Source organism: Burkholderia aenigmatica, from assembly GCF_902499175.1.
In the GTDB taxonomy this organism is placed as follows: Bacteria; Pseudomonadota; Gammaproteobacteria; order Burkholderiales; family Burkholderiaceae; genus Burkholderia; species Burkholderia aenigmatica.
This window is the reverse complement of record NZ_CABVQC010000003.1, coordinates 102180-125331: the sequence shown is the minus strand read 5'-3', so window position 1 is coordinate 125331 and position 23152 is coordinate 102180. Positions and strand designations below refer to the sequence as shown.

At 66.1% G+C, this 23152-nt stretch carries 21 protein-coding genes; 9 read left to right on the top strand and 12 right to left on the bottom strand.

Translation table 11 applies throughout. The features are described from left to right. Positions 1-56: 56 nt before the first annotated feature. The 7 genes from BDO18943_RS03490 to BDO18943_RS03460 all read right to left on the bottom strand — a co-directional run bounded on the left by BDO18943_RS03490 (position 57) and on the right by BDO18943_RS03460 (position 5559). Positions 57-1562: an aldehyde dehydrogenase family protein gene (locus BDO18943_RS03490; protein ID WP_175021235.1), complete on the bottom strand. Its 1506-nt coding sequence runs from the start codon at positions 1560-1562 to the stop codon at positions 57-59. Between the two features lie 33 nt (positions 1563-1595). After that, entirely contained in the window at positions 1596-2036 is a 441-nt protein-coding gene (locus tag BDO18943_RS03485; RefSeq protein ID WP_235995798.1) for a c-type cytochrome, read from the bottom strand. 101 nt (positions 2037-2137) lie between these two features. Continuing rightward, positions 2138-2638: a c-type cytochrome gene (locus BDO18943_RS03480; RefSeq protein WP_175021234.1), complete on the bottom strand. Its 501-nt coding sequence runs from the start codon at positions 2636-2638 to the stop codon at positions 2138-2140. Continuing rightward, positions 2635-3171, bottom strand: coding sequence for a methylamine dehydrogenase light chain (locus BDO18943_RS03475; RefSeq protein WP_175021233.1), 537 nt, complete (start codon positions 3169-3171; stop codon positions 2635-2637). The genes BDO18943_RS03480 and BDO18943_RS03475 overlap by 4 nt, the downstream gene beginning before the upstream one ends. Before the next feature lie 39 nt (positions 3172-3210). Beyond that, positions 3211-3843, bottom strand: coding sequence for a methylamine dehydrogenase accessory protein MauD (gene mauD / locus BDO18943_RS03470; protein ID WP_122947823.1), 633 nt, complete (start codon positions 3841-3843; stop codon positions 3211-3213). After that, on the bottom strand, positions 3840-4394 hold the full coding sequence (locus BDO18943_RS03465) for a MauE/DoxX family redox-associated membrane protein (protein ID WP_175021232.1): 555 nt from the start codon (positions 4392-4394) through the stop codon (positions 3840-3842). Before BDO18943_RS03465 ends, mauD begins: the two co-directional genes overlap by 4 nt. Positions 4395-4401: 7 nt before the next feature. Next, positions 4402-5559 carry an amine dehydrogenase large subunit gene (locus tag BDO18943_RS03460; RefSeq protein ID WP_175021231.1) on the bottom strand — a complete coding sequence of 386 codons (1158 nt, stop codon included), beginning with the start codon at positions 5557-5559 and terminating at the stop codon, positions 4402-4404. Between the two features lie 244 nt (positions 5560-5803). Here BDO18943_RS03460 and BDO18943_RS03455 point away from each other — a divergent pair, with 244 nt between their 5' ends. The 4 genes from BDO18943_RS03455 to BDO18943_RS03440 all read left to right on the top strand — a co-directional run bounded on the left by BDO18943_RS03455 (position 5804) and on the right by BDO18943_RS03440 (position 11389). Continuing rightward, positions 5804-6766, top strand: a complete 963-nt coding sequence (locus BDO18943_RS03455; protein WP_175021230.1) for a helix-turn-helix domain-containing protein — start codon at positions 5804-5806, stop codon at positions 6764-6766. A gap of 127 nt (positions 6767-6893) precedes the next feature. Further along, on the top strand, positions 6894-7838 hold the full coding sequence (locus BDO18943_RS03450; RefSeq protein ID WP_043180401.1) for a GlxA family transcriptional regulator: 945 nt from the start codon (positions 6894-6896) through the stop codon (positions 7836-7838). 502 nt (positions 7839-8340) lie between these two features. After that, positions 8341-10053, top strand: a complete 1713-nt coding sequence (locus BDO18943_RS03445; RefSeq protein WP_175021229.1) for a M36 family metallopeptidase — start codon at positions 8341-8343, stop codon at positions 10051-10053. Between the two features lie 79 nt (positions 10054-10132). Next, a complete protein-coding gene (locus BDO18943_RS03440) occupies positions 10133-11389 on the top strand; it encodes a M20/M25/M40 family metallo-hydrolase (protein ID WP_175021228.1) in 1257 nt (418 codons plus the stop codon). Between the two features lie 61 nt (positions 11390-11450). Here BDO18943_RS03440 and BDO18943_RS03435 read toward each other — a convergent pair whose 3' ends face one another. After that, positions 11451-12155 carry a GNAT family N-acetyltransferase gene (locus tag BDO18943_RS03435; RefSeq protein ID WP_175021227.1) on the bottom strand — a complete coding sequence of 235 codons (705 nt, stop codon included), beginning with the start codon at positions 12153-12155 and terminating at the stop codon, positions 11451-11453. Positions 12156-12274: 119 nt separating this feature from the next. Between BDO18943_RS03435 and BDO18943_RS03430 the strand changes: the two genes are divergently transcribed. The 4 genes from BDO18943_RS03430 (at position 12275) to BDO18943_RS03415 (ending at position 16070) form a co-directional block, all read left to right on the top strand. Further along, complete coding sequence (locus BDO18943_RS03430) at positions 12275-12634, top strand: YbjQ family protein (RefSeq protein ID WP_175021226.1); 360 nt, start codon at positions 12275-12277, stop codon at positions 12632-12634. Positions 12635-13575: 941 nt separating this feature from the next. Beyond that, positions 13576-14385: a 2OG-Fe(II) oxygenase family protein gene (locus tag BDO18943_RS03425; RefSeq protein ID WP_175021225.1), complete on the top strand. Its 810-nt coding sequence runs from the start codon at positions 13576-13578 to the stop codon at positions 14383-14385. Between the two features lie 37 nt (positions 14386-14422). Further along, positions 14423-15049: a DUF47 domain-containing protein gene (locus tag BDO18943_RS03420; protein WP_175021224.1), complete on the top strand. Its 627-nt coding sequence runs from the start codon at positions 14423-14425 to the stop codon at positions 15047-15049. A 10-nt stretch (positions 15050-15059) separates the two neighbouring features. After that, on the top strand, positions 15060-16070 hold the full coding sequence (locus BDO18943_RS03415; RefSeq protein WP_043180412.1) for an inorganic phosphate transporter: 1011 nt from the start codon (positions 15060-15062) through the stop codon (positions 16068-16070). 19 nt (positions 16071-16089) lie between these two features. Here the strand turns inward: BDO18943_RS03415 and cysS are convergent, their stop codons facing one another. The 4 genes from cysS to betC form a co-directional block, all read right to left on the bottom strand. After that, complete coding sequence (gene cysS / locus BDO18943_RS03410) at positions 16090-17532, bottom strand: cysteine--tRNA ligase (protein ID WP_175021223.1); 1443 nt, start codon at positions 17530-17532, stop codon at positions 16090-16092. Between the two features lie 387 nt (positions 17533-17919). Further along, positions 17920-19059 (bottom strand): porin, encoded by a 1140-nt coding sequence (locus tag BDO18943_RS03405; protein WP_175021222.1) that lies wholly within the window; start codon positions 19057-19059, stop codon positions 17920-17922. Between the two features lie 259 nt (positions 19060-19318). After that, the gene (choX, locus tag BDO18943_RS03400) at positions 19319-20284 is read right to left on the bottom strand and encodes a choline ABC transporter substrate-binding protein (RefSeq protein ID WP_043180417.1); all 966 of its coding nucleotides are present in this window, start codon (positions 20282-20284) and stop codon (positions 19319-19321) included. Between the two features lie 45 nt (positions 20285-20329). Continuing rightward, positions 20330-21865, bottom strand: a complete 1536-nt coding sequence (betC, locus tag BDO18943_RS03395; protein WP_043180419.1) for a choline-sulfatase — start codon at positions 21863-21865, stop codon at positions 20330-20332. A gap of 252 nt (positions 21866-22117) precedes the next feature. On the opposite strand from betC, the gene BDO18943_RS03390 reads away from it, so the two are divergent. Further along, positions 22118-23023 carry a choline sulfate utilization transcriptional regulator gene (locus BDO18943_RS03390; protein WP_041493195.1) on the top strand — a complete coding sequence of 302 codons (906 nt, stop codon included), beginning with the start codon at positions 22118-22120 and terminating at the stop codon, positions 23021-23023. The last annotated feature ends 129 nt before the right edge of the window (positions 23024-23152 follow it).

The following is a 23152-nucleotide window of genomic DNA, read 5'->3' as shown; positions in this document are numbered from 1 at the left end:
CTGTCCGCATGCGTGCGCGGCCGACGTAGCGGCAACGCACGCACCCGCCACTACGCTCATGCGTAGTTCATCATCACCGATTTGCTTTCCGTGTACTGGTCGATCACCGCCCGCCCCAGTTCGCGACCGAAGCCCGACTGCTTCATCCCGCCGAACGGCATCGCGTTGTCGAGCAGCGAGTGGCAGTTGACCCATACCGTGCCGGCCGCGATACGCGGAATCAGCTTGTGAATCGCAGACAGGTCGTTCGACCAGATACTCGCGCCGAGACCGTAAGGCGTGTCGTTGGCGAGTTGCACGGCCGTCTCGACGTCGTCGAACGGCATCGCGACGAGCACCGGCCCGAAGATCTCCTCGCGCACGACGCGCATCGCCTGTGTCGTATCGACCAGCACGGTCGGTTCGACGAAGAAACCAGGGCCGTCGATCGCGCGGCCACCCACGGCGGCGCGAGCGCCCTCGCCGAAGCCCGAGTCGATATAGCCGCACACGCGCTGGCGCTGCTTCGCCGAGACGAGCGGGCCGATCTGCGTCGACGGATCCATCCCCGGGCCGATCTTCAGGCTCGCGGCGATCTTCGCGACCCGCTCGATCACGTCGTCGAACACCTTCGCATGGATGTATGCACGCGACCCGGCCGTGCACACCTGCCCCTGGTTGAAGAAGATCGCGTTCGCCACGCCCAGCGCGGCCTTGTCGCGATCGACGTCGGGCAGCACGATCACCGGCGACTTGCCGCCGAGTTCGAGCGACATCCGCGTCATGTTGTCGAGCGCCGCATGGCCGATCGTCTTGCCCGTCTGCGTCGAGCCCGTGAACGCGATCTTGTCGATGCGCGGATCGCGCGACAGCGCGGCGCCGGCCGTGTGACCGTAGCCGGTGACGATATTGACGACGCCGTCCGGAAAGCCGGCCGACTGAATCAGCTCGCCGAGCCGCAACGCGCTGAGCGGCGTATCTTCCGCGGGTTTCAACACCACGGTGCAGCCCGTGGCCAATGCCGGCGCGAGCTTCCACGCGGCCATCAGCAGCGGAAAATTCCACGGAATGATCGCGCCGACCACGCCGACGGGTTCCTTGCGCGTATAGGTGAAGATCTCGCTGTCCGGCATATACGGCATGCCCGCGTCGATCACGCTGCCTTCGATCTTCGTCGCCCAGCCGGCCATGTAGCGGAAGCACTGCGCGGCCATCGCGACATCGAGCCCCTGCGCCACCATCACGGGCTTGCCGTTGTCGAGCGACTCGATCTCGGCCAGCTCGCGCGCATTCGCTTCGACCAGGTCGGCGAGCGCCAGCAGCAGTCGCTCGCGGTCGGTGGTCTTCGCGGTACGCCATGGCCCCGCGTCGAATGCGCGCCGCGCGGCTGCTACAGCTTGCTGCACGTCATGCTCATCCGCTTCGGGCACGCGTGCAAGCACGGTTCCGTCGGCCGGGTTCACGACGTCGAGCCAGCAGCCCGACGCCGCATCGCGCCACTCGGCGCCGATCAGCATCTTCTTCGGCTTCGCGAGAAACGCACGCGTGGCGTCGAGCAGCGGGAAATTGTCGTTTGTCTCCATCTTCGATCTTCCTCGATTTCCTGAATGGGTCGGTCAGTAGCGATCGGCGACGCCGTCGATCCCGCGTGCCTGCAACGCGCGAACGAGGCCGGCGCGCACGGTCGCGACGTCGGAAAAGGCGGGACGGCGGTGCGCGGCGACTTCGGCGGCCGTATAAGGCTTGAAGTCGCGCGGCAGCGCGTCGCGGTTCAGGGTCGTGAGTACCCAGTTGAGCACGTCGGCCAGATCCTGGTCCGACAGCGCCGAGTTCGACGCGCCGGGCACGCGCATCACGTACTCGCGCCCGGCCGGCAGATGCGTGAAATAACCGAGCGAGTTCGCGAGCGGCGGTACCTTGCCGGGGATACCGCCACCCGTCGCCGTGTGGCAGCCCATGCAGTTGAGCACCCAGTGCTGGCGCGCGAGCGCCGCGTCCGCCGGGCCTTCGGCGTGCGCAGGTGCCGCGGCCACACTGACGGCCGCGCCCGCCAGCATCAGCAGCGACGACAGACGACACGACACACTGCCGAGCCACGACGACACCGCGCACCGCGTGCGCGGCGCGGCGTCGCAAACGCTGAACGCGGGGGCGACGTTCACAGGCCGAGCCCCTTGACGACGACTTCACGTTGCGCATGCACGGCCGTGCCGTCCATCGCCTTCGCGCGCGCCGCTCGGATATCGGCCGCCGTGAACGGCTTAGCGTCGCCATGCTGCGCGTTGAGATCGAACACGACGTAGTTGAGCACGTGCGCGATGTCGTCGTCGCTCGCGCTCGCAAACGACGGCATCTTGAAGTTGTAGTGCTTGTCGTGCACCTTGATCTCGCCGAACATCCCGTGCAGCAGCGTCGCGACCAGTTGCGCGCGCCCCGCCTCGGCCGTCGCGTACTTGCCCGGATACTCGGTCAGCGGCGGCGCGAGGCCGTCCTGCCCCTTGCCGCCCGCCTGGTGGCACACCGCGCACTGCGCGTCGAACATGCTCTTGCCGGCCGGGTAATGCACGGTTTCCTGCGCGCCGGCCGCGCCAGCCAACGCGAAGCCCGCCACGACCGTCATGCATGCGACGGCGATTTTTCCAGCTTGCTTCCCTTTCATTGCTTTGCCGCTCCCAGCAGAACCGAAACCGAACAGTGATAGTTCGAATTACCGTTGGCCATGCACCAGTTGATGTCGTTGTTCAACGACAGCTTGTACAGCGGCTTCTCGCGCTCGTTGCGGTTGCAGAAGCACTTTCCGCACGACGTCTTGCCGCAGCAATCGTTGTACGACACGATGTAGTCCGAACCGTCGTGCGGGTTGCGGCACGTGCCGATCCAAGTGATCGGCGAAGGCGTCGTGCCCGGCGGGCAACTGCTCGACGTGCCGCCGCAGCAACTGCACAGCCAGCCGTCGATCGCGCAGTATTTCCAGTAGTCGCAGCTCGTCGGGTCATCGCTTGCCCCCGTTGCGGCGCCGCCCGACGCGCCTGACGCCGCATCGGCCGCATACGCGGTGCGATCGACCGGCAGCAGCGGCAGCATCGCCGACCCCACCAGCACCTTGCCGAGCTTCGCCATCGCGCTGCGCCGCGAACTGTGCTGCGCGACGCCGCGCGCCGACCGCTCGAACCATGAATCAAACAGGCCCATGTCGTTGTTCTCCCTTGACGTTGAAAGAGGGTCGGCCGGTCATGCGTGCTGCGCGTGCGCGTCGTGGTCGTGGCTGTGATCGCCATGCACGAACTGCTGCAGCGATGCGACACCGCGCTCCTTCGCTTCGAACAGGCTCTCGAGATGCTCGCGCGTGTTGACGAGCCCCTTCGCGCGCACCGTGCCGGTCTCATCGAGCAGCACCGCATACGGCAGCTTGCCGATCTGGTATGCGAGGCCGAGCTCCTGCGACAGCACGTACGGGAAGCGCCCGAGATCGTGCTTGCGCGCGAAGCGCGTGTGTTCGTCGACCTCGCCGTCGCTCGCGAGCACGATGTTCACCGGCGTCGCTTCGCTCGCCTGCAGCGAGGGCAGCAGCGGCAGCAGCTTCTTGCAGACGGGGCACGTCGGCGACAGGAAGAACAGCAGCGTCGCCTTGCCCGACGCATCGAAGCCGCCGACTTTCACCTGAGAGCCGCGAATGTCGGTCAGTTCGAAGGTCGGCGCGATCGCGCCGACTGCCGGCCCCTTGTCGATCATCAGTGCGCCGGCCGGCATGATGCGTTCGTACAGGATGCCGATCTGGCGCACGAGCGCGAGACAGATCGCGCCGAGCGCGAGGACGGCCACCCACAGCAGGGCGGTGGAAACGGTGAGAGCGGTTTGCATCATGAATTCCTCAGGTGGGAAAGGCGCGGGTCGTTGGCGAGCAGCACGTCGACGGTGAGCAGCGCGCAGACGATCAGCAGCACGGAGAAGAACAGCGTCACGTAGTCGAACCACACGACCGCGCGTGTGCCCGGTTCGACGAGTGCGGTCGCGGCCAGCGCGGCGAGCAGCAGTGCGCGCCCGACATGCAGCCAGCCGATGCCGCGCGGTGCATCCGTGCGCGCGGCCGCGAAGCCGGAACAGCCGCAGTCGATGTCGGTGTGGCCGCGCAGGAGATTGATCGCAATCGCGGCGGCGAACGCCAGCAGCAACGCGATCAGGCCGAGCGAGCCGGCTGTGCGCGTATCGGGAAACAGCAGCGCCGCGGCGACGACGACTTCCGCGAGCGGAATCGCGAACGCGACGGGCGCGGTCAACGCGTCGGGCAGCAGCCGGTAGCCGGCCAGCGCCTGGCTGAACGCGGCGGGCCGGCGCATCTTCGCGACGGCACCGAGCAGCACGACGACGGCAGCGCCGGCCTGCGCGCTGGTGGCAAGGACGGGATCGAGTGTCATCGCGGCCTCACGGGTTGACGAGCAGCGACGACGTATTGCCGATCTGCTTCTCGACGTGCTGCAGCTTGCCCGTGCGCGCATCCATCACGACGAGGTCGGACGTCGCCGTCAGTCCGTAGAACAGCGGCTTGTCGTCCTCGCTGACCTGGATCGACACGAGCGGATCGATCTTCTGCTGCGCGAGATCCCAGCGCGCGATGCGCTGTTTCGACTTCAGGTCAACCACCCACACCTGCGTGCCGGGATCCTTGTGCGAGCCATCGCCGCCCTTGTGCATCAGCACGTAGTAGCGGTTCTGCCTGGCCTGCACGGCGGTCTGCTGCATGCCGCCCGGGCGCCAGCCTTCGGCGCGCTCGGCGTCCGTCAGCAGCGGCCACGTCTTGCCGAATACCGGCTTGTCGCCGCTGAAATCCGCACTGCGCACGTTGCCGCCGTAGGTCGTGAACAGGTAGCCGCCCTTGTAGCGCGACGCGTTCACGAACGCCGGATCCTGGTCGACGTCGATGAACGCCTCCGACATCGCACGCTTCGTTTCCTTGCCGTTCGCATCGAGCGTGACGGTCAGCGCCTTGCCGCTTTCGCACAGCGCGGTGAAGCGATCGTTGCCCGACGGATAGGCGAGCACGCAGGCCGCCGTGTCGATTTCCGACAGCACCTTCTTCGACACGGCGTCGATCACCGTCACCGATGCGGCCGGCGTGATGTTCGCGACGTACAGCCGCTTGCCGTCCGCGCTGAACGCCGTGTTGTACGGCGACGGCACATGCTGCGCATGCTTCGCCGGAATCACGATCTCGCCTGCGTGATCGAGCGTCGTGTTGTCGGTCATCTCGACCACGTCGGTGCGCGTGCCGTGCGAGCCGCGCGAAAAGTAGGTCGTCGCGACGAAGCTGGTCCGGTGATCAGGCGAAATTGCGAAGCCGGGGCCGAAGCCGCCGTCGATCTGGCCGAGCAGCTTCTTCGCATCGGCGTCGTACGCGTAGATGCGCCCGTCGGTCATCGACGGCATCGAGATGTCGACGATATAGACCTCGTGCGGATGCCACGGCGGCATCTTCTGCACGACCAGTTCCTCCGGTTGTTCCGTCGCGTTCGCGCTGCCGATCCATGTCGCCGCGAACGCCAGCGTCGCCGCGAGCACCGCGGTTCGTCGCCTTGTTCTCATGTCGCCTCCAGTTGGGGAATCACGTGATGTGGGGCGACTGTAGTTCGACAATAAATCCGGTCAGCACCCGGACCGGCACCGCGTGCGTGCCGATTCGGGATATTGGAAAACCGCCTGAAAGCCACGCCGGCTGGCGGCTTCCGACCCTCTGACGAATGTGCCCGGAATAGCGCTCCCCCTTATTGCGCCGACCGCACGGTCGGTTTAATCTTGCGCGATCCTGATCGATGCACCTGGAGGCGCTGTGTTCGTGTTTCACGAGAGGTTCGACAACGCGGACCGGCATGCCGAGGCGCTACGCGGCTGGAACCAGCGTTACGACCAGATCGGCTCCGGCCCGTATCGCAGCGCGATCAAGCATGCGGTGCTGGACGGCATGCAGCTGTTCCAGGAAGCCGCCAACGTTCGCATCATCCAGCGCGGACGATTGCCGCACGACCATACGGTGTTCGGCATGCCGCTCACCGGCTCGGGTGCGTTCGCATTCGGCGGCGTGCGCATCGAACACGGCACGATGGTGATGGCGCGCGGCGGTGCGCCGTTCGAGCTGCATTCGCCCGACGACATGTCGCTGATCGGCGTCGTCGCCGATGGCGAACTGATGCAGCAGGTCGAGGATGCGGCCGACGTCCACCTCGACGAAGCCACGTTGCGGCGCGGGATCGTCGACATGCCCAACGCCGTGCTGATGCGCGCGAGTGTGCAGATCGCCACGCAACTCGAGCGCGTGCTGTCGGCACCCGATACGTACCGCGACGCACGCGCGCAGCGTGAACTGCGCGGCGAGATCGGCAACGTGCTCGTCGATCTCCTCACCTGCCGGATTCCCGAACCGTCGAACCGTCTCACGCACGCCTGCCGCGCCGACATCGTGCGCCGCGTGCACGACTACGTGATCGACCATCCAGAAGCACCGGTCGACGTGCTGAGCCTGTGCGCGCAATTGCGCGTGAGCCGGCGCACGATGCAGAACAGTTTCCAGTCGGTCGTGCAGACCAGCCCGCTGCACTACGTGCGCTCGCTGCGCCTGTCGCAAGTGCGGCGCATGCTGCTCGATACGCGGCAGGCCGACCTGCCGATCAGCGACGTAGCCGCGCGCTGGGGCTTCATCCATCTCGGCCATTTCGCGAACGCGTACAAGGCGCAGTTCGGCGAGTTGCCGTCGACCACCGCGCGCCGTTCCGTGTGCGGTGCAAAAACGCGCTGACGCCGCGCAAAACCCGCGATAATCTCCCGCTGACCGTTCGGCGCGCGCGAGCCGGCCGCAACGCATACCCGACCGCTCGCCGCCCCGTGCGATGCGTGACGACCACCGGATTCCATCCCCTGCCCCGATGCCCGAGGATTTCCACTTCCTGCTGCTGCCCGGCTTCTCCGCGCTCGGCTTCATGTCCGCGGTCGAACCGCTGCGCGTCGCGAACCGTTTTCGCACCGAGCTCTATCGCTGGCACGTGATCAGCGCCGACGGCGCGCCCGTCGCCGCGAGCAACGGCATTCCGGTCGCCGCCGAAGCCGCGTGCGCGGAGGTCGACAAGGTCGACACGGTGTTCGTCGTCGCAGGCTTCGATCCCCTGACGTGCTATACGCGCGCGATCGGCGACTGGCTGCGCCGCCAGCACCGTCATGGTGCAACGCTCGGCGGCATCGACACCGGCAGCTTCGTACTTGCGGAAGCCGGGCTGTTCGACGCGTCGCAGCCGCTCACGCTGCACTGGGAAGCGCTGGCCGCGTTCCGTGAACGCTACCCCGGCCTGAACGCGACGCAGGAGCTGTTCGAGATTGACGAGCGGCGCATCACGTGCGCGGGCGGCACCGCGTCGATCGACATGATGCTCGACCTGATCGGGCGGCGGCACGGCGCCGATCTCGCGGCGGCGATCTCCGAGCAGTTCGTCGTCAGCCGGATCCGGCAGCGCTCGGACAGCCAGCGGCTCGAGATTGCCGCGCGCTACGGCGTGCACAACCGCAAGCTGATCCAGGTGATCGGCACGATGCAGCGGCACATGGAAAACCCGCTCGGCTCCGATGCGCTCGCGCAGGAAGTATCGATCACGCGGCGCCAGCTCGAACGGCTGTTCAGCGCGACGCTGAACGACACGCCGACGCATTTCTACCTGAACCTGCGCCTCGATCGCGCACGTGAACTGCTGCAGCAGACCGACATGAGCATCACCTCGGTATGCGTCGCGTGCGGGTTCGAATCGCCGTCGCATTTCTCGCGCACGTATCGCGCGCGATTCGGCTTGAGCCCGCGTAGCGACCGGCGTGCGACGCGCTGATCGTCACGGGTTTCAAGCACAATCCGGCGCGGTATTGCGCGTTCCGGCAGCGTTTCCCGACGCTCGCTGAACAATGCCGGTGATTGATCGACGGACTGAAGCGGTCATCGAAAATAAATTGGAATGTCGCTGAAAATGTTCTGTAACATACCAAAAAAAGTTAGATAGGCAGCCTAACGACATGCGTGCTGCATCTCGACGCATGTCGAGCGCCGCAGGCTGCCAACCGATATCGATTCGATCCGAGGGGTATGACATGACGATGCTCGATTCGCCGTCTCCGCACCTGCCTGCCGTTCGCTTCTTCGCGCGCTTCTCGGCCTGTTTCTCCCCCTCTTCGCCCGCCTGTTTCTTTTCGACCTGACATTTAGGGCTACTTAGTCAGTCGACACCCCCAACACCGCTTCGCCGCACCGGTTCCATCGAGCCGGCGCGCGGGCCGTGTCGTGCCTGCGCGCCACGAACGCGCGGGCGTGTCCAACCGTTGAGATGAGGATCACGTATGCAGACATCACGCAAAGCACTGCCGCTCGCCCTGGGTCTCGCGCTCGGTTTCGGCATCGTCGGCGGCACCGCGGCCGATACGAAAGTGTCGAATCCGCAAGCAACGAGCCTGCGCGAAAGCCTGACACGCGGCGTCGCGCCGCCGGCCGCCAAGGCCGATACGGCCGCCGGGCAGTTCCGCGCGGACGGCGTCGCCGTCACGCTGTACGCCCCCGCGTATCGCGCGAAGAAAACCGCCACGACGCCCGCTGCTACCGCACGCGACTTCGTCGCATCGCAGGCCACGCAGCTCGGGCTCGACGCGACCGCGCTCGCGAGCCTCGTCGTCACGTCGGAGCGCAGCGATGCCGATTTCACCGTCGTGCGCCTGCAGCAGCAGGCAGCCGGATTGCCCGTGTACGGCAGCGATATCGCGGTGACGGTCGCGAAGGACGGCCGCATCCTGTACGTCGCGAGCAACACGATCAACGGCGTGGTCGCGACCTCGCGAAAGTCACAGGCCGTCGACCGGCAACAGGCGCTCGACCGCGCCCGCGCGTATCTCGGCGTGAGCGGCTTCACGAACCTGGATGCGCAGCTCGTCGCCTTCGTCGACAAGACCGGCACCCATACCGCGTGGAAAGTGCGCGGCCGCCCGAACGACGGCCCGAAAGGCGACTGGGAACTGCTGATCGACTCGGGCAGCGGCGACGTGCTGCGCGCCGAGGACAAGGCGTTCTACGCGACCGACGGCACGGGCTTCGTGTTCCGGCCCGACCCGCTGTCGCCGACCAAAAGCAGCTACGGCAGCACGGGCTACAAGGACAACAACGACGCCGACTCGTCGCAGCTCACCGCCGCACGCGCGCGCGTGACCTTGAAGGATCTCGCGCAGTCGGGCACGCGTTACTCGCTGTCGGGCCCGTACGCGGTATGCGTCGATTTCGATGCGCCGCTCGACAACGCGTGCCCCGTGCAGTCGACGCCCGCGTTCGAATTCACGCGCGGCAACCTGTATTTCGAGGCCGTGAACGCGTACTACCACATCGACTCGTTCCTGCGTTACGTGAACCAGACGCTCGGCATCAAGGCGATGCCGTACCAGTACACGGGCGGCGTGCAGTACGACCCGCACGGCGAATCCGGCGACGACAACTCGTCGTATTCGTCGAGCAGCGGCCGTCTGACCTTCGGGCAAGGCGGCGTCGACGATGCGGAGGACGCGGACGTCGTGATCCACGAGCTCGGGCACGGCATCCACGACTGGGTGACGAACGGCGGCCTGTCACAGCAGGAAGGGCTGTCGGAAGGCACCGGCGACTATCTCGCCGCCGCGTACAGCCGTGACTTCAACCAGTGGAGCCCGTCCGATGCGCAGTATCACTGGGTCTACAACTGGGACGGCCACAACGAGTTCTGGGGCGGCCGCGTGACCAACTGGAACGTCGGGCGCACCTATGCGCAGGCGCGCGGCGCGGAGATCCATACGGCCGGCCAGTACTGGGCCTCGTGCAACCTCGTCGCGCGCGACGCGATCGGTGCGCAGGCGATGGACAAGGCGTTCCTGAAGGGGTTGTCGATGACCAACGGCTCGACCAACCAGAAGGCTGCCGCGCAGGCCGTGCTGACGGCTGCGTCCGCGCTGGGCTACAGCAGCGCGCAGCTCACCGCGATCGGCAATGCGTACAACCAGAGTTGCACATACGGCGTGACCGTGCCGAAGAAGTCGTAATTCCGCAGCAGGCGGGGGCGCATCGCACGACCTGCGGCACGCCCTCTTCCTCGACATCGCCATCCTCACGAGATCGAACATGCCTACTCTGAAACTGACCCGCCTGAGCGCCGCGCTCGGCGGCATGCTGCTGACCGCCGCCACCGCGCACGCGACGCCGGTGTGGATCACGCTCGGCGACGCGGCGTTCCGCCAGTTGCAACGCATCGACGCGAGCGCCACCGCGCAATACAGTACGACGCTCGATGCCGGCAAGACGGCCGACGGCGCCGCGCGCCGCGAAACCGTCCACGTCGTCGAGATCGACGACTCACGGCTCGGCGAGCTGGCCCACGCCGTCCACCATACGCGCGGCCACGGGCCCGGCTATGTCGTGCACGACGCGTTCGACGAAGCACGCCAGGCACTGCAGCCGTTGCCGCCGACGCTCGCGAAGCAGGCCGCTGCCTCCGTGTACAAGGTCTCGAACGCGCCGCAGATCGGCACGTGGATCCAGCAACTGCAGGCCAGCAACATCGTCGGCACGATCACGTCGCTGTCCGGCTTCACGAACCGCTACTACACGACGTCGCACGGCGTCGCCGCATCGGACTGGCTCGCGTTGCAGTGGAAGCAGCTGGCCGGTTCACGCGCCGACATCGCCGTCGAACAATTTGCACACGCGGGCTTTCCGCAGAAATCCGTGATCCTGACGATCCGTGGCAGCGATCCGGCCGCGGGCACCATCGTGCTGGGCGGCCACCTCGATTCGACGGTCGGCCGCACGACGGAGAACACGCGCTCGCCCGGCGCGGACGACGATGCGTCGGGTATCGCCAGCCTCACCGAAGCGCTTCGCGTGCTGCTGGCGAACAACTACCGGCCGAAGCGGACGATCAAGTTCGTCGGGTACGCGGCCGAGGAAGCCGGCCTGCTCGGCTCGAAAGCGATCGCGAAGCAGTTCCGTGCGCAGAATGCGAACGTGATCGGCGTGCTGCAGCTCGACATGACGAACTACAAGGGCGATCCGAAGGATATCTACCTGATCACCGACTACACGAACGCGTCGCAGAACACCTACCTGACGAATCTGGCGAAGACCTACCTGCCGGAACTCGCGATCGGCACGTCGCAGTGCGGGTATGCGTGCTCGGATCACGCGTCGTGGAATGCGCAAGGGTATCCGGCGTCGTTCCCGTTCGAGGCCGACCAGAACGACAGTCCGTATATCCATACCGTGAACGACACGCTGGAGAATTCGGATCGGCAGGCAAATCACGCGTTGAAGTTCGGCAAGCTGGCGCTGGCCTACGCGGTCGATCTCGGTGGCGATGGCGGCACCGCTGTGAAGCCCTGACGGCGTGCAGCCGGGAAGGAGGCGGCTTTATGTGCTTCCTTCCCGGCGGCGCCGGTCAGATTCAGATGATCTCGTCCAGCGTCCCGTAAAGAAGCATGCCCACCGCCCGCGCAACTGCCGCGGAAGCCGGATTGTCGAGCTGGCACCGGTACTGCGGCTCCAGCCCCTCGCGACAGGCCGCGACACTCATCGCGCGCACGACGCCGCGCGCGTGGCCGTTGCCCCTGAATTCGGGCAGCGTCAGCACGCCCATGTCGGCCAGGCAGGAATGCCACCACGCATAGACGCTACCCGCGCATACCAGCCGATCCTGCTCGAATGCACCGAAAACGCGCCAATGGTCGAGTTCGACGCTGGCCGTATCGAAGTCCTCCGCCGGCATCGCGGCGGTGAATGCGTCGAATGCCGGTCGATCCGCCGGCGTCAGCGCACGGACCGGCGCGGGAATCGCGTGATTCTGCAGATCGGCCAGGGCCTGCGCGGGATAGTAGAAAAGATTGTCCGCGCCGCACAATCCGCCGCCCGAGGTCGACAGGCGATCGACGAACGCGGCCATCGTCCACGCATCCGTTTCTTCCAGGCCCAGCGTGTGCGCAACTTTCTCCTGCACGACGATCCGGTTTTTCCCGTCGGTCGGCACGAGGATCATGCCCTGCTCGTCGTCGAGCGCGGAACTGACGGCGATCTGCAGATCGTTGCCGTCATGAACGCATCGGTCTCCCGAAAACTTCTGCTGCCAGAACGCGTTGATACATTCGTTAAACACTGCCCACCTCTCGATTGTTTGACCGGCTGCCTCGCGATGCCGCGACAGGCTCACCGCCAGCTTCGTGCGCGCGTCCGGATAGAATCGGCGTTCGACCACTCCGCTACCGAGGTTCCGCCATGACCGATACCAGCCGCTCCTTCGACGATCTGCCGCCCGCTCGCGTCACGACGGCTTTCGACCTGCCCGGCCACACGACCGTCCGCTCGCTCGGCGTCGCGCAAGGCATCATCGTGCGCTCGCGCTCGATCGTCGGCTCGTTCGGCGCATCGCTGCAGACGATCTTCGGCGGCAACATCACGCTCTATACGTCGCTGTGCGAGAAGGCCCGCCAGCACGCCTTCGACAAGATGCTCGCCGATGCGCGCAAGCTCGGCGCGAATGCGATCGTCGCGATGCGCTACGACTCGACCGAGATCGGGTCGGGGGTAACCGAAGTCATTTGCTACGGCACGGCCGTCGTCGTTGAACCGACATGATGCCGGACGCCGGCGAACCGCGTGACGCCGTTCCGCCGGACCGGCCGGCCGGGCGCCGCCCGCTGTCCCGAAATTGTTTCGACGCATCGCCGGCAGCCCCCGATCGCACCTGGGCAACCTGCCGGCGAAGCCGCGTAAAACGCATGCGAAGTTTTCGATTGACGCGCCGCGCGGTTCCCTCTTAACATCGCACTCGTTTTCATTCATGGAGGCTTCTGTGCCTACCGATGCGAGTTGTAGTTGGTCCTGTACCAACCTGACTGCCGCCTGAGGAAGCTTCGCAGAGCCTTGTCTTCTGCCGCATCCCGGGATAGCAGGATGCGGTGTCTTTCAGGATCGGCGTGCCGTCGATCCGAAATTCCCGTACTCGACAATTCAATCGCCGCTCGACACTTGGGCGGCGTCCGTACGTGACCCGCGTCGCGTGCGCGTGTCCGGCCGCATGCTCGCGCGTGCGCAGCCCAGGTTCACGCACGTGTTGCACAAATAGACAGGAGTTCGAAATGGACGACGACCCTAGCCGATTAAGCTGCGCCGGCGCGCGTTCGCACGCCATGCCGGCAAACACCCGACTCCCAGCCTCTTATCAGCCGATCGCGCCCGACGCGGCGCGGCGGGAAGCGTTCGTCCGTCGTTGACGTCGTGACGCTCCCGCCGTGTGCCGCCCGGCGCCTGGAGCACGCATGACACGACTCGATATCTCCGCTCAGCCGCACCGGCAACACCGGCTCGGCCACGACAGCCGCAAGGACGCTCATCCGCGTCGCCGCCTCATACGTCATGTGCGTCGAGCCGCCGCGGTTCCGTCACGCGCTCCGCGATGACGCCGACCGGATCGCGCACACCACGCCCCGCCTTCTCATGTGCCGGCAACGCGGCAACGACCGTCGTTCGGCACCACGCCATGTCCGATGTACCGGGAGAACACCATGCAAAACCGTATGAAACTCCACGCCAGCCGGCTGATCCGCGACAGCTACGTCTACTTCAAGATGCCGTACGCACTGCTCATGCATTTCGACCGGCTCGCGGCAGCCTATGACCAGCTGGATCGCAAGCAAAAGCTCGCGTTCTCGTTTCCGGACCAGACCGACGGCTTCCTGCCGTTCGGGCTCGAATACTCGCATACGCCCGAGCGGCCGGATCTGTGCGACCGATTCTGCTACTGGGTCGCGCGGCGCGACGCGCATCGCGGCTTTCCGCTGGTGAAGTCCACGTTCTACCGCGAGTTGGCCGCCTACGAAGCCTGCATCAGCGCGATCGCACAGGATCTGCTCGACGCGGTATGCGACAACCTCGGCGGCGCGACGCAGCCGCCGGTCCGCCACTGCTCCTACCTGCAGCTCTGCGCGTACGAGCAGCATCACGGCAGCCACGACCGCGCGTATCTGCAGGATCCGCACGAAGACGGCCACCTGCTGTCGTTCATCCGGCCGACCGCACCCGGCTTGATCCTGCTGCCGGATGCGTCGCCGATTTCCGCGCTGCCGCGGTCCGACGAAATGATCGTGCTGGCCGGCTCGCTGCTCGAAGCGCTCACCGACGGCGAAGTGCCGGCGATGCAGCATGCCGTCGAACGCCCGCGCACACGCACACCGCGCAAGTCGCTGATGTACTTCGTCAATCCCGACCTGTCGGCCGGGCACGCCAGCACGATCGTCAACCACCGTCCGCTGGACTTGCGCTCGCTCGCGGAGCGCCGGCACGTCGCGTTCGGCAACAGCATGCCGTGCCGCCCGTGCGCGGCCTGACCCGCGTCATTCCGCCCACCTTTTCCCCGGAGAATCCATGCTTGGACGCTTCCTCCCCGTCGAAAACCGGTTTTTCGACCTCTTCGACACGCATGCGCAGCACATCGTCCTGGCCGCGTGCGAGGTTCAGATGCTTCTCGACAATCTCGACGATGCCGAGCTGGCCATGGCCAACGTCCAGACCACCGAACGAACCGGCGACAAGCTCGCGCACGAGGCGATCGACCTGCTGCACAAGACCTTCATCACGCCGCTCGATCGCGACGAGATCCACAAGCTGGTCACGACGATGGACGACATCCTCGACCTGATGGAGGACGTCGCGACCACCGTCGTGGTCTACGACCTGAAGTCGGTCACCGAGGAAGCCAGCGAACTCGCGGACATCGTCGTGCAAGCGGCGCTGCAGGCGCAAATCGCGGTGAACCGGCTGTCCGACATGAAGCTGTCGGCGGAGATCCTCAAGGCATGCGAAGAGATCGACGCGCTCGAAACCCGTGCCGACCGCGTGCTGCGATCCGCGATATCGAAACTCTTTCGCGACGACATCGACGTGAAGACGCTCATCAAGCTGAAGGGCGTCTACGACCTGCTCGAACGCATTACCGACAAATTCGAGGATGTCGCGAACATCATCGAAGGCATCGTGCTGGAAAACGCCTGAGCGGATCACAATGCATTCGATACAACTCGCCCTCTGGATGGTCGCGACGCTGGTGCTCGTCGCGCTCGTATTCGACTTCATGAACGGCTTTCACGACGCGGCGAACTCGATCGCCACCGTCGTGTCCACCGGGGTGCTGAAACCCCAGCAGGCCGTCGTGTTCGCGGCGGCGTTCAACGTCATCGCGTATTTCATCTTCCACCTGAAAGTCGCGCAGACCGTCGGTAAAGGCACGATCGATCCCGAGATCGTCGACCACTACGTCGTGTTCGGTGCGCTGATCGGTGCGATCGGCTGGAACGTGATCACGTGGTACTACGGGATTCCGTCGAGCTCGTCGCATGCGCTGATCGGCGGCCTGGTCGGCGCCGCGCTCGCGAAGTCCGGCTGGAGTTCGCTGAACATCGACGGGCTGCTGAAGACCATCGCGTTCATCTTCATTTCGCCGCTGCTCGGCTTCATCCTCGGCTCGCTGTTCATGCTCGGCGTGTCGTGGCTGTATTTCCGTACCGCGCCCAGCAAGGTCGACCGGCGCTTCCGCCGGCTGCAGCTGCTGTCGGCCGGGCTGTACAGCCTCGGCCACGGCGGCAACGACGCGCAGAAGACGATCGGCATCATCTGGATGCTGCTGATCGCGACGGGCTATGCGTCGGCAACCGCCGATGCGCCGCCGGCGTGGGTGATCGGCGCGTGCTATCTATCGATGGGCCTCGGCACGCTGTTCGGCGGCTGGCGCATCGTGCGCACGATGGGCCAGAAGATCACGAAGCTCAAGCCGGTCGGCGGTTTCTGTGCGGAAACCGGCGGTGCGATGACGCTGTTCCTCGCGTCGTTCCTCGGCATTCCGGTGTCGACCACGCACACGATCACCGGCGCGATCGTCGGTGTCGGCGCGACGCAGAAGTTGTCGGCCGTGCGCTGGGGCGTGGCCGGCAACATCGTGTGGGCATGGGTGCTGACGCTGCCCGCGGCTGCGTTGTTCGCGGCCGGCGGATGGTGGCTTGGGCATCGGATCTTCTGATGCAGGCGGCCCGCGAGCGTCACCGCGGCGGGCTGCCCGTATCGGTCGAGCCCACCGTGATGCCGAACAGACGTTGACCTCCCGGCGTGTCCTCGACTCTCCAGCCCTCGGCGCTCAACGCCCCCCGAATCCGGTCGGCTTGCGTCCAGTCCTTGTCCGCCCTCGCGCGCTCACGATCATCGAGCAACACGCGGACGCGTTCCGGAACGTCGAACGCAACCGGCCGCCATTCACGCAAACCGAGGCCAAGCACGGCGTCGAAGCTGTCCACGGTCGCTTTCAGGGTCGCCGGCGGCAGATTGCTCCTGACCAGATCCCACAGCACCGCGAGCGCCCTGGGCAGATTCAGGTCCTCGTTCACTTCGGCGTCGAATCGCGCAGCAAAATCCGCATCGACACGCCCGCCGTCCGGCCAGCCCGCATAGACATGCCGCAGCCGATTCAGCGCGGTTTGTGCCGCCTCGAGCGACGCCCACGAGAAACGCAGCTTGCTTCGATAGTGGGCCGTCAGGCACAGGTAACGGTACGCGAGCGGATCGACATTCCGGCTCTGCAAGGTCTGCAGACGGACGAAATCGCCACTCGACTTCGACATCTTCGCATCGGCATCGGCATCGGCATCGGCATCGGCATCGGCATCGCGTGTCAGAAAGTGCCCGTGCATCCAGTAGTTCGCGAGCTGCGTGCCGTGGGCCGCCCGCGTCTGCGCGATCTCGTTGCTGTGATGCACGGCGATGTGATCCTCGCCGCCGCAATGGATATCGAACAAGGTCCCAAGATACTTCGCCGACATCGCCGAGCATTCGATATGCCAGCCCGGGAAGCCGCGCCCCCACGGGCTGTCCCATTCCATTTGCCGCTTGAGGTCGGTCGGGCTGAACTTCCACAACGCAAAATCCGTGATGCTCCGCTTCTCGCCCAACGCTACCCGCTTGCCCGCCTGCAGCCCGGTGCGGTCCAGCCGCGCGAGATAACCGTAGTCATCCTGCCGACTGGTGTCGAAGTAGAGGCCATCGTCCGTCCGATAGACGTAGCCGGCCCGGTCGAGCGTCTCGATGAACGCGATCTGTTCGGCGATGTGGTCGGTGGCACGGCACCAGACCGTCGGCTCGAGCAGGTGGAGCGCGCGCCAGTCCCGGACGAAAGCCTCGGTGTAGCGCCGGGCGATCTCCCACGCCGATTCACCGGTTCGACGGCTCCCCTTCTCCATCTTGTCTTCGCCTTCGTCCGCATCCGAAGTCAGGTGGCCGACGTCGGTGATATTGACGACGTGCCGGACCGCGTATCCGTTGCGCGCCAGCACGCGACGCAGGAGATCCTCGAACACGTAGGTTCTCAGGTTGCCGATATGGGCGTCGTCGTAGACCGTGGGGCCGCAGCAATACATGCCGACCTGCCCGGGATGGATCGGCGTAAACGGGCGCACGGTACGCGACCAGGTGTCATACAGCGCAAGCGGCATCGAGTTTCTCCGTCCGGAAAGGGTCGGCCCAAAAACAAAAAGGCCGCCTGTTTTGCATCACAGGCGGCCGGAAGGCGATTGCTTGAATGTTTAGCGAGTTCGCTAGACGCAACTTCCCCCAGGCATGTTCTGACAACATGCGCGGATCATCGAGAAGGGGGAAATGGTGCGCTCAAGCATGCGGACGATGCTAACGCCTATAGACGGCAATGGTCAACACCGTCGAGCCGTCGTTCCCGGCGACGATCCCGGGGCAGTGGCCACGCGGCCGGCACTGGCCCGACGGATCTCATGCCCGATTACACCGGGCAAAAAAAAAGCGCGAACCTCGGTTCGCGCCAAAGAGAGACCTCTCGCTGAAGACGTCACTACCCCACACAACACTGCTCAGAACGAATGCCGCATCCCGATCCGCACGTCGGCCTGCGTCTGCGTCGTCGACGGCGTGAAGCTGTAGCCGACCACCGCATCCACACCTTGCGACGCGCGCAGGTAATCGCCGGAGAGGTACACGTCCGTGCGCTTCGACAGCATGTAGTGCAGGCCCGCCGTGCCCTGGTTCCAGTGATGGCCTTCGAAGCGCGTGTGCTGGTAGCCGGCGATCAGGCTCAATGCCGGCGTGAACTGGTACGAGCCGCCGCCTTCATAGACCTGCATGTGCGACGACTGGCCGAAGCCCTTGATCGTCGTGTACGAGAAGTTGCCGTCGAGCGTCAGCTTGCCGATCGTGTAGCTCGTGCCGATGCCGAAGGTGCCCTGGCTGTCGACATTCATCGGCGTGTTCGCAAACAGGTCGGTGCGTGCGCCGGTCGCCGGATCGACGGTGACGGTCTGCTGGCCGAGGAACGTATGCGTGCCGATCATCGCGTACGGGTCGAACGCATAGATGCCGTTCGGGTTGTTCAGGCGCGTGTACGCGGCACCGATCGAAAAGTCGCCCTTCGTGAAGCTCGCACCCGCGCTCCATGCGCTGTTGCGATGGAAGTTGCCCGCGACGTTGCCGAACGAGTACATCGCACCGAACTTGAAGCCACTGAGGTCGTTCGACAGGAACTTCACCGAGTTCGGCAGGCGGTCGCCGTTGAAGCGGTCGAAGTCGCCCTGGTGGATCGCATAGCCGCTACCCCACGCGGAGATGTTGTAGATCGATACGAGTTCGTTCGTGATGTCGAGCTGGTTACCGAACGACAGCGTGCCCCAGTCGTTCTGCAGGCCGACATACGCCTGGCGGCCGAATTCCGAGCCGCCGAAGCCGAGCTGCCCGGTGCCGAGGCGGAAGCCGCTCTCGAGGGTGAACACGGCCTTCAGGCCGCCACCGAGATCTTCCGTGCCCTTGAGGCCGAAACGGTTCCCGTACGCGACGCCGTCGTCGAACTTGACCACGTGCGAGCCGCCCGTGTTGTTCACGTACGTGATGCCCGCGTCGAGAATCCCGTACAGCGTCACACTGCTCTGCGCATGCCCGATAGCAGGTACACAGGCCGCGCATGCAAGCGCGGCGGCTACGGCAACTTTCGTATGCTTCATTATCGACCACCCTCCCTGAACCGTTCGATGGAAAGAACCTCGTCCCGGCGCGCGCTGCGATGCGCCGGTGGATTCAAATTCGGTACGCCAGCTGGCTTTGGTATTTCGTTTTCCGCAATAACGCAGCCATTGGCGAAAAATACAAACCCATATTTCGCGCCACCCGTCTGAAGGCGACACCAAATGGTCACGATGCGACTGGTCGGGAAAACACGTAGACGGGCGGCACGGTAAAAACCGGCCGCCGCGAGGGCGGGAATCAGTGACCGTCGAGGGCCGCGCGCACGGCCGGCAGGCCCGGTGCGCCGGCCGCTGTCGTCACGCCGTCCAGCCAGCCGGCCACCAGCGCCGGGTCGGCTTTCAGCGCATGCTGCGCCGCGAGCGCGGGCGACGTCTTGTGGTCGAGCATGTCGGCGATCATCCGGTTCTCGACGTCAACGGAAAACGTCATCTGCCGGAACAACCGCGCGAGGTTCGTGCACTGGCCGGCGAACCCGGCGCGCGTGACCGTATTGACCGTCGCGCCGCCGTAGTTCGGGCCGAAATACGCATCGCCGCCCGACAGGTAGGTCAGGTGGAACTTCGTGTTCATCAGATGCGGCTCCCACGCGAGAAACACGATCCAGCGCTTGTCGCGCACCGCGCGCTCGACCTGCGTGAGCATGCCCGTCTCGCTCGATTCGACGAGCGACCAGTTCGCCGGGCCGAGCGCATGGTCGGACAGCAGCCGCTTGATGTTCTGGTTCGCGGGCGCGCCGGGCTCGATCCCGTAGATCTTGCCGCCGAAGCGGTCCGCGTAGCGCGCGAGATCGGCGAACGTATGCACGCCGGCGGCCGCCACATAATCGGGCACCGCGAGCGTGAACTTCGCGCCGCTCAGGTTCGCGTGCAGCACGTCGATCGATTTCTCGTCGACGAACGGCTTCACGAGCGGCGCCTGCGCGGGCATCCAGTTGCCGAGGAACACGTCGACCTGCCCTTTCTTGAGCCCCTGGTACGTGATCGGCACCGACAGGTTCGCCACGTCCTGCCGGTAGCCGAGCGCCTTCAGCACGACACCCGCCATCGCGTTCGTCGCATCGATGTCGGTCCAGCCGGGCGCCGCCATCTTCACGTCGCTGCACGTCTGCGGGTCGGCCGCGTGCGCGGCCTGCGTCGTCATCACGCACGCGGCCGCGGCGAGCGCCGCGCCGATCCGGATTGCTGCATTGCATTGCCGTTCCATCGTCCGCTTCCTCCGTCGTTCGTCAGTGATCGCGATCCGGGACGCTCAGCGCCCGACGCGCGGAAAACGCGCCATCGCCTCGAGCGTGTCGAGTTCGATGTGATTGCGCATGTAGCGCTGGCTCGCGTCGGTGAACGGCTGCCAGTCCCACGCCTGGATGCGGCCCTGCGTCGTCGCCGCGTAATGGAAGCGCCGGCGCCGCTGGCTCGCGCGCACCTGCCGGTCCAGTTCGGGCAGGTTCCAGCGCTGCGCAGCTTGCGCGCGGAACGCGGCGAGCACGTCGGCCGCCTCCGGCGTGCCGGCGAGGTTCGTCAGCTCGCGCGGGTCATCGGAGAGGTTGTAGAGCTGGTCGGGATCGGCCGGGCAATGCACGTACTTCCAGTCGCCGCTGCGGATCATCACGACCGGTGCAACCGCGCCTTCCGCGAGGTATTCGCCGAGCGCAACGTCGTGTGCGGGCGTGCCGTGCAGGTGCGGCACGAGGCTCGCGCCATCGACCGGGTCGGGCCAGCCGCCGGCCGGTGCGGCGCCGGCCAGGTCGACCAGGGTCGGCAGCAGGTCGACGTGCGACACGGGCCCGCGCACGCGCGCGGCACCGAAGCGGCCCGGCGCATGGACGATCAGCGGCACGCGGCAGCCGCCTTCGAAGAACGTCATCTTGTACCAGAGCCCGCGTTCGCCGAGCATGTCGCCGTGGTCGGACGTGACGATCACGATCGTGTCGTCGGCGAATCCGCATTGTTCGAGCGCGGCCAGCACGCTGCCGAACTGCGTGTCGACGTAGGACGTCGCGCCGTAGTAGGCGCGGCGCGCGGCGCGGATCTGTGCGTCGGTGGGCGGCGTGCGGTCGTTCTCGCAGACGAAGCGCAGCCGCTGCGAATGCGGATCGCTTTGCGCCGCGTCGAGCCGCACGGCCGGCAGGTCGATCTCGTCGTCGCTGTATTGATCCCAGTATTCGCGCGTGATTGCATACGGGTCGTGCGGATGGGTCAGCGACACGACCATGCAGAACGGCCGCGCATCGTGCCCGGCCGCACGCTCGCGCGCGACGTCGTACAGCTTCTGTTTCGCGGCGAACGTGACCTCGTCGTCGAAATCGAGCTGGTTCGTGCGCACGCACGGGCCAGCCTCCAGCACCGAACTCATGTTGTGATACCAGCTCGGCCGCTCGGTCGGGCTGTCCCAGTCGGGCACCCAGCCGAAATCGGCCGGATAGATGTCGGTCGTGAGCCGCTCCTCGAAGCCGTGCAGCTGATCGGGCCCGCAGAAATGCATCTTGCCGGACAGCATCGTCCGATAGCCGCCCGCGCGCAGGTAGTGCGCGAACGTCAGCGTTTGCGCCGGTAATTCGGCGGCGTTATCGTAGGCGCCGATCCCCGACGGCAGCTTGCCGGTCAGCAGCGAGAAACGCGACGGCGCGCACAGCGGGCTCGCGCAATACGCGGCATCGAATACGACGCCTTGCGCGGCGAGACGGTCCAGCGTCGGCGTGCGCGCGACGCGATTGCCATAGGCCGGCAGCGCGAACGGCGTGAGCTGGTCGGCCATCAGGATCAGGATGTTGGGTGTCGGGTTCGTCATCGGCAGTCGTGGGGAAAACGGTGTTCGAATGGAACGGCGCGCCGCTCGCGCGGCGAGACGTCCGGCATGACGGAAGCAGCACGAAGAAAGTGCCGCACGTGCGGCCCGCGACTGGCTAGAATCGCGGAATGCCTTGCGCGGCGGCCCTGAAGCGGGATGCGAAGCGCGTGTGCCGTACCGTCCGATGCACTATCGCCCGCCCGAATTCGCGCGGGAAGGCGTCCGGCCCTTATGGGGCCATTAGAGAGACTTATGTCGAAATCCGAACCGTTACCGTCGATGCAGGCGCTGCGCGCGTTCGAATCGGCCGCCCGGCTCGCGAGCTTCACGGCCGCCGCGCGCGAACTCGGCTCCACCCAGCCGGCCGTGAGCCAGCAGGTGTTCCAGCTCGAGGCCGAACTGGGCGTGCCGCTGTTCGAGCGCAGCCCGCGCGGCGTCACGCTGACGGCCGACGGCCAGTGCCTGTACGAAGCCGTGCGGCTGAGCCTCGACACGCTGCGCGGCGCGACCGCGACCCTGCGTGCGCGCCGCGAGCATGGCGCGCTCACGATCGTCACCGACTTCGGCTTCGCGACCTACTGGCTGATGCCGCGCCTGGCCGGGCTGAAGCGTGTGATGCCGGATGTCGATGTGCGCGTCGTCACGTCACAGGATTACGACGCGCAGCGCGACCACGGCGACATCGCGATCCTGTTCGGCGACGGCCACTGGCCGTCGTGCACGGCCGCCCGCCTCTTTCCGGAATCGGTCACGCCCGTGTGCTCGCCCGCGTTCCGCGACGCGCACCCGCACGTCGCGCGGGCCGAGCACCTGCTCGCGATGCCGCTGCTGCACGTGCAGCCGACTCGCCCCGAGCGCTGGCTGTCGTGGTCCGGCTGGTTCGACGCGCACGGGCTCGATACGGCCGCCGCCGCGCGCGGCGTGACCTTCAACAGCTACGCGCTCGTGATCCATGCGGCACTGCTCGGCGAAGGCGTTGCGCTCGGCTGGTCGCCGCTGGTCGACGAACTCGTCGCGTCCGGGCAGCTCGTGAAGCTCGTCGACGCGCCGGTCGTCACGTCGCGCGGCTACTTCCTGGTGCGGCCGCCGCAGCGGCCCGAACCGGACGCGACCCACGTGTTCCGGCGCTGGCTGCTCGACGCGTGCGCGAGCGCGTGACGCCCCCTGCCCGCCCCCGCGCGCTGGCGCACCGATACCAGCCACACGGCGCGTTGGTTCTATCCGCCCCAAAATCGTCCTGATTTACTTGAGCCTCCCGCTACCCGCGCGGCGCGGCACTTTCGTGCG

Bases quoted from the DNA above. Each gene is read 5' to 3' on its own strand.
- BDO18943_RS03490 (WP_175021235.1), bottom strand. From the start codon at position 1,562: ATGGAGACAAACGACAATTTCCCGCTGCTCGACGCCACGCGTGCGTTT.
- BDO18943_RS03485 (WP_235995798.1), bottom strand. From the start codon at position 2,036: ATGCTGGCGGGCGCGGCCGTCAGTGTGGCCGCGGCACCTGCGCACGCC.
- BDO18943_RS03480 (WP_175021234.1), bottom strand. From the start codon at position 2,638: ATGAAAGGGAAGCAAGCTGGAAAAATCGCCGTCGCATGCATGACGGTC.
- BDO18943_RS03475 (WP_175021233.1), bottom strand. From the start codon at position 3,171: ATGGGCCTGTTTGATTCATGGTTCGAGCGGTCGGCGCGCGGCGTCGCG.
- mauD (WP_122947823.1), bottom strand. From the start codon at position 3,843: ATGATGCAAACCGCTCTCACCGTTTCCACCGCCCTGCTGTGGGTGGCC.
- BDO18943_RS03465 (WP_175021232.1), bottom strand. From the start codon at position 4,394: ATGACACTCGATCCCGTCCTTGCCACCAGCGCGCAGGCCGGCGCTGCC.
- BDO18943_RS03460 (WP_175021231.1), bottom strand. From the start codon at position 5,559: ATGAGAACAAGGCGACGAACCGCGGTGCTCGCGGCGACGCTGGCGTTC.
- BDO18943_RS03450 (WP_043180401.1), top strand. From the start codon at position 6,894: ATGCCCGAGGATTTCCACTTCCTGCTGCTGCCCGGCTTCTCCGCGCTC.
- BDO18943_RS03445 (WP_175021229.1), top strand. From the start codon at position 8,341: ATGCAGACATCACGCAAAGCACTGCCGCTCGCCCTGGGTCTCGCGCTC.
- BDO18943_RS03440 (WP_175021228.1), top strand. From the start codon at position 10,133: ATGCCTACTCTGAAACTGACCCGCCTGAGCGCCGCGCTCGGCGGCATG.
- BDO18943_RS03430 (WP_175021226.1), top strand. From the start codon at position 12,275: ATGACCGATACCAGCCGCTCCTTCGACGATCTGCCGCCCGCTCGCGTC.
- BDO18943_RS03425 (WP_175021225.1), top strand. From the start codon at position 13,576: ATGAAACTCCACGCCAGCCGGCTGATCCGCGACAGCTACGTCTACTTC.
- BDO18943_RS03420 (WP_175021224.1), top strand. From the start codon at position 14,423: ATGCTTGGACGCTTCCTCCCCGTCGAAAACCGGTTTTTCGACCTCTTC.
- BDO18943_RS03415 (WP_043180412.1), top strand. From the start codon at position 15,060: ATGCATTCGATACAACTCGCCCTCTGGATGGTCGCGACGCTGGTGCTC.
- cysS (WP_175021223.1), bottom strand. From the start codon at position 17,532: ATGCCGCTTGCGCTGTATGACACCTGGTCGCGTACCGTGCGCCCGTTT.
- BDO18943_RS03405 (WP_175021222.1), bottom strand. From the start codon at position 19,059: ATGAAGCATACGAAAGTTGCCGTAGCCGCCGCGCTTGCATGCGCGGCC.
- choX (WP_043180417.1), bottom strand. From the start codon at position 20,284: ATGGAACGGCAATGCAATGCAGCAATCCGGATCGGCGCGGCGCTCGCC.
- betC (WP_043180419.1), bottom strand. From the start codon at position 21,865: ATGACGAACCCGACACCCAACATCCTGATCCTGATGGCCGACCAGCTC.
- BDO18943_RS03390 (WP_041493195.1), top strand. From the start codon at position 22,118: ATGTCGAAATCCGAACCGTTACCGTCGATGCAGGCGCTGCGCGCGTTC.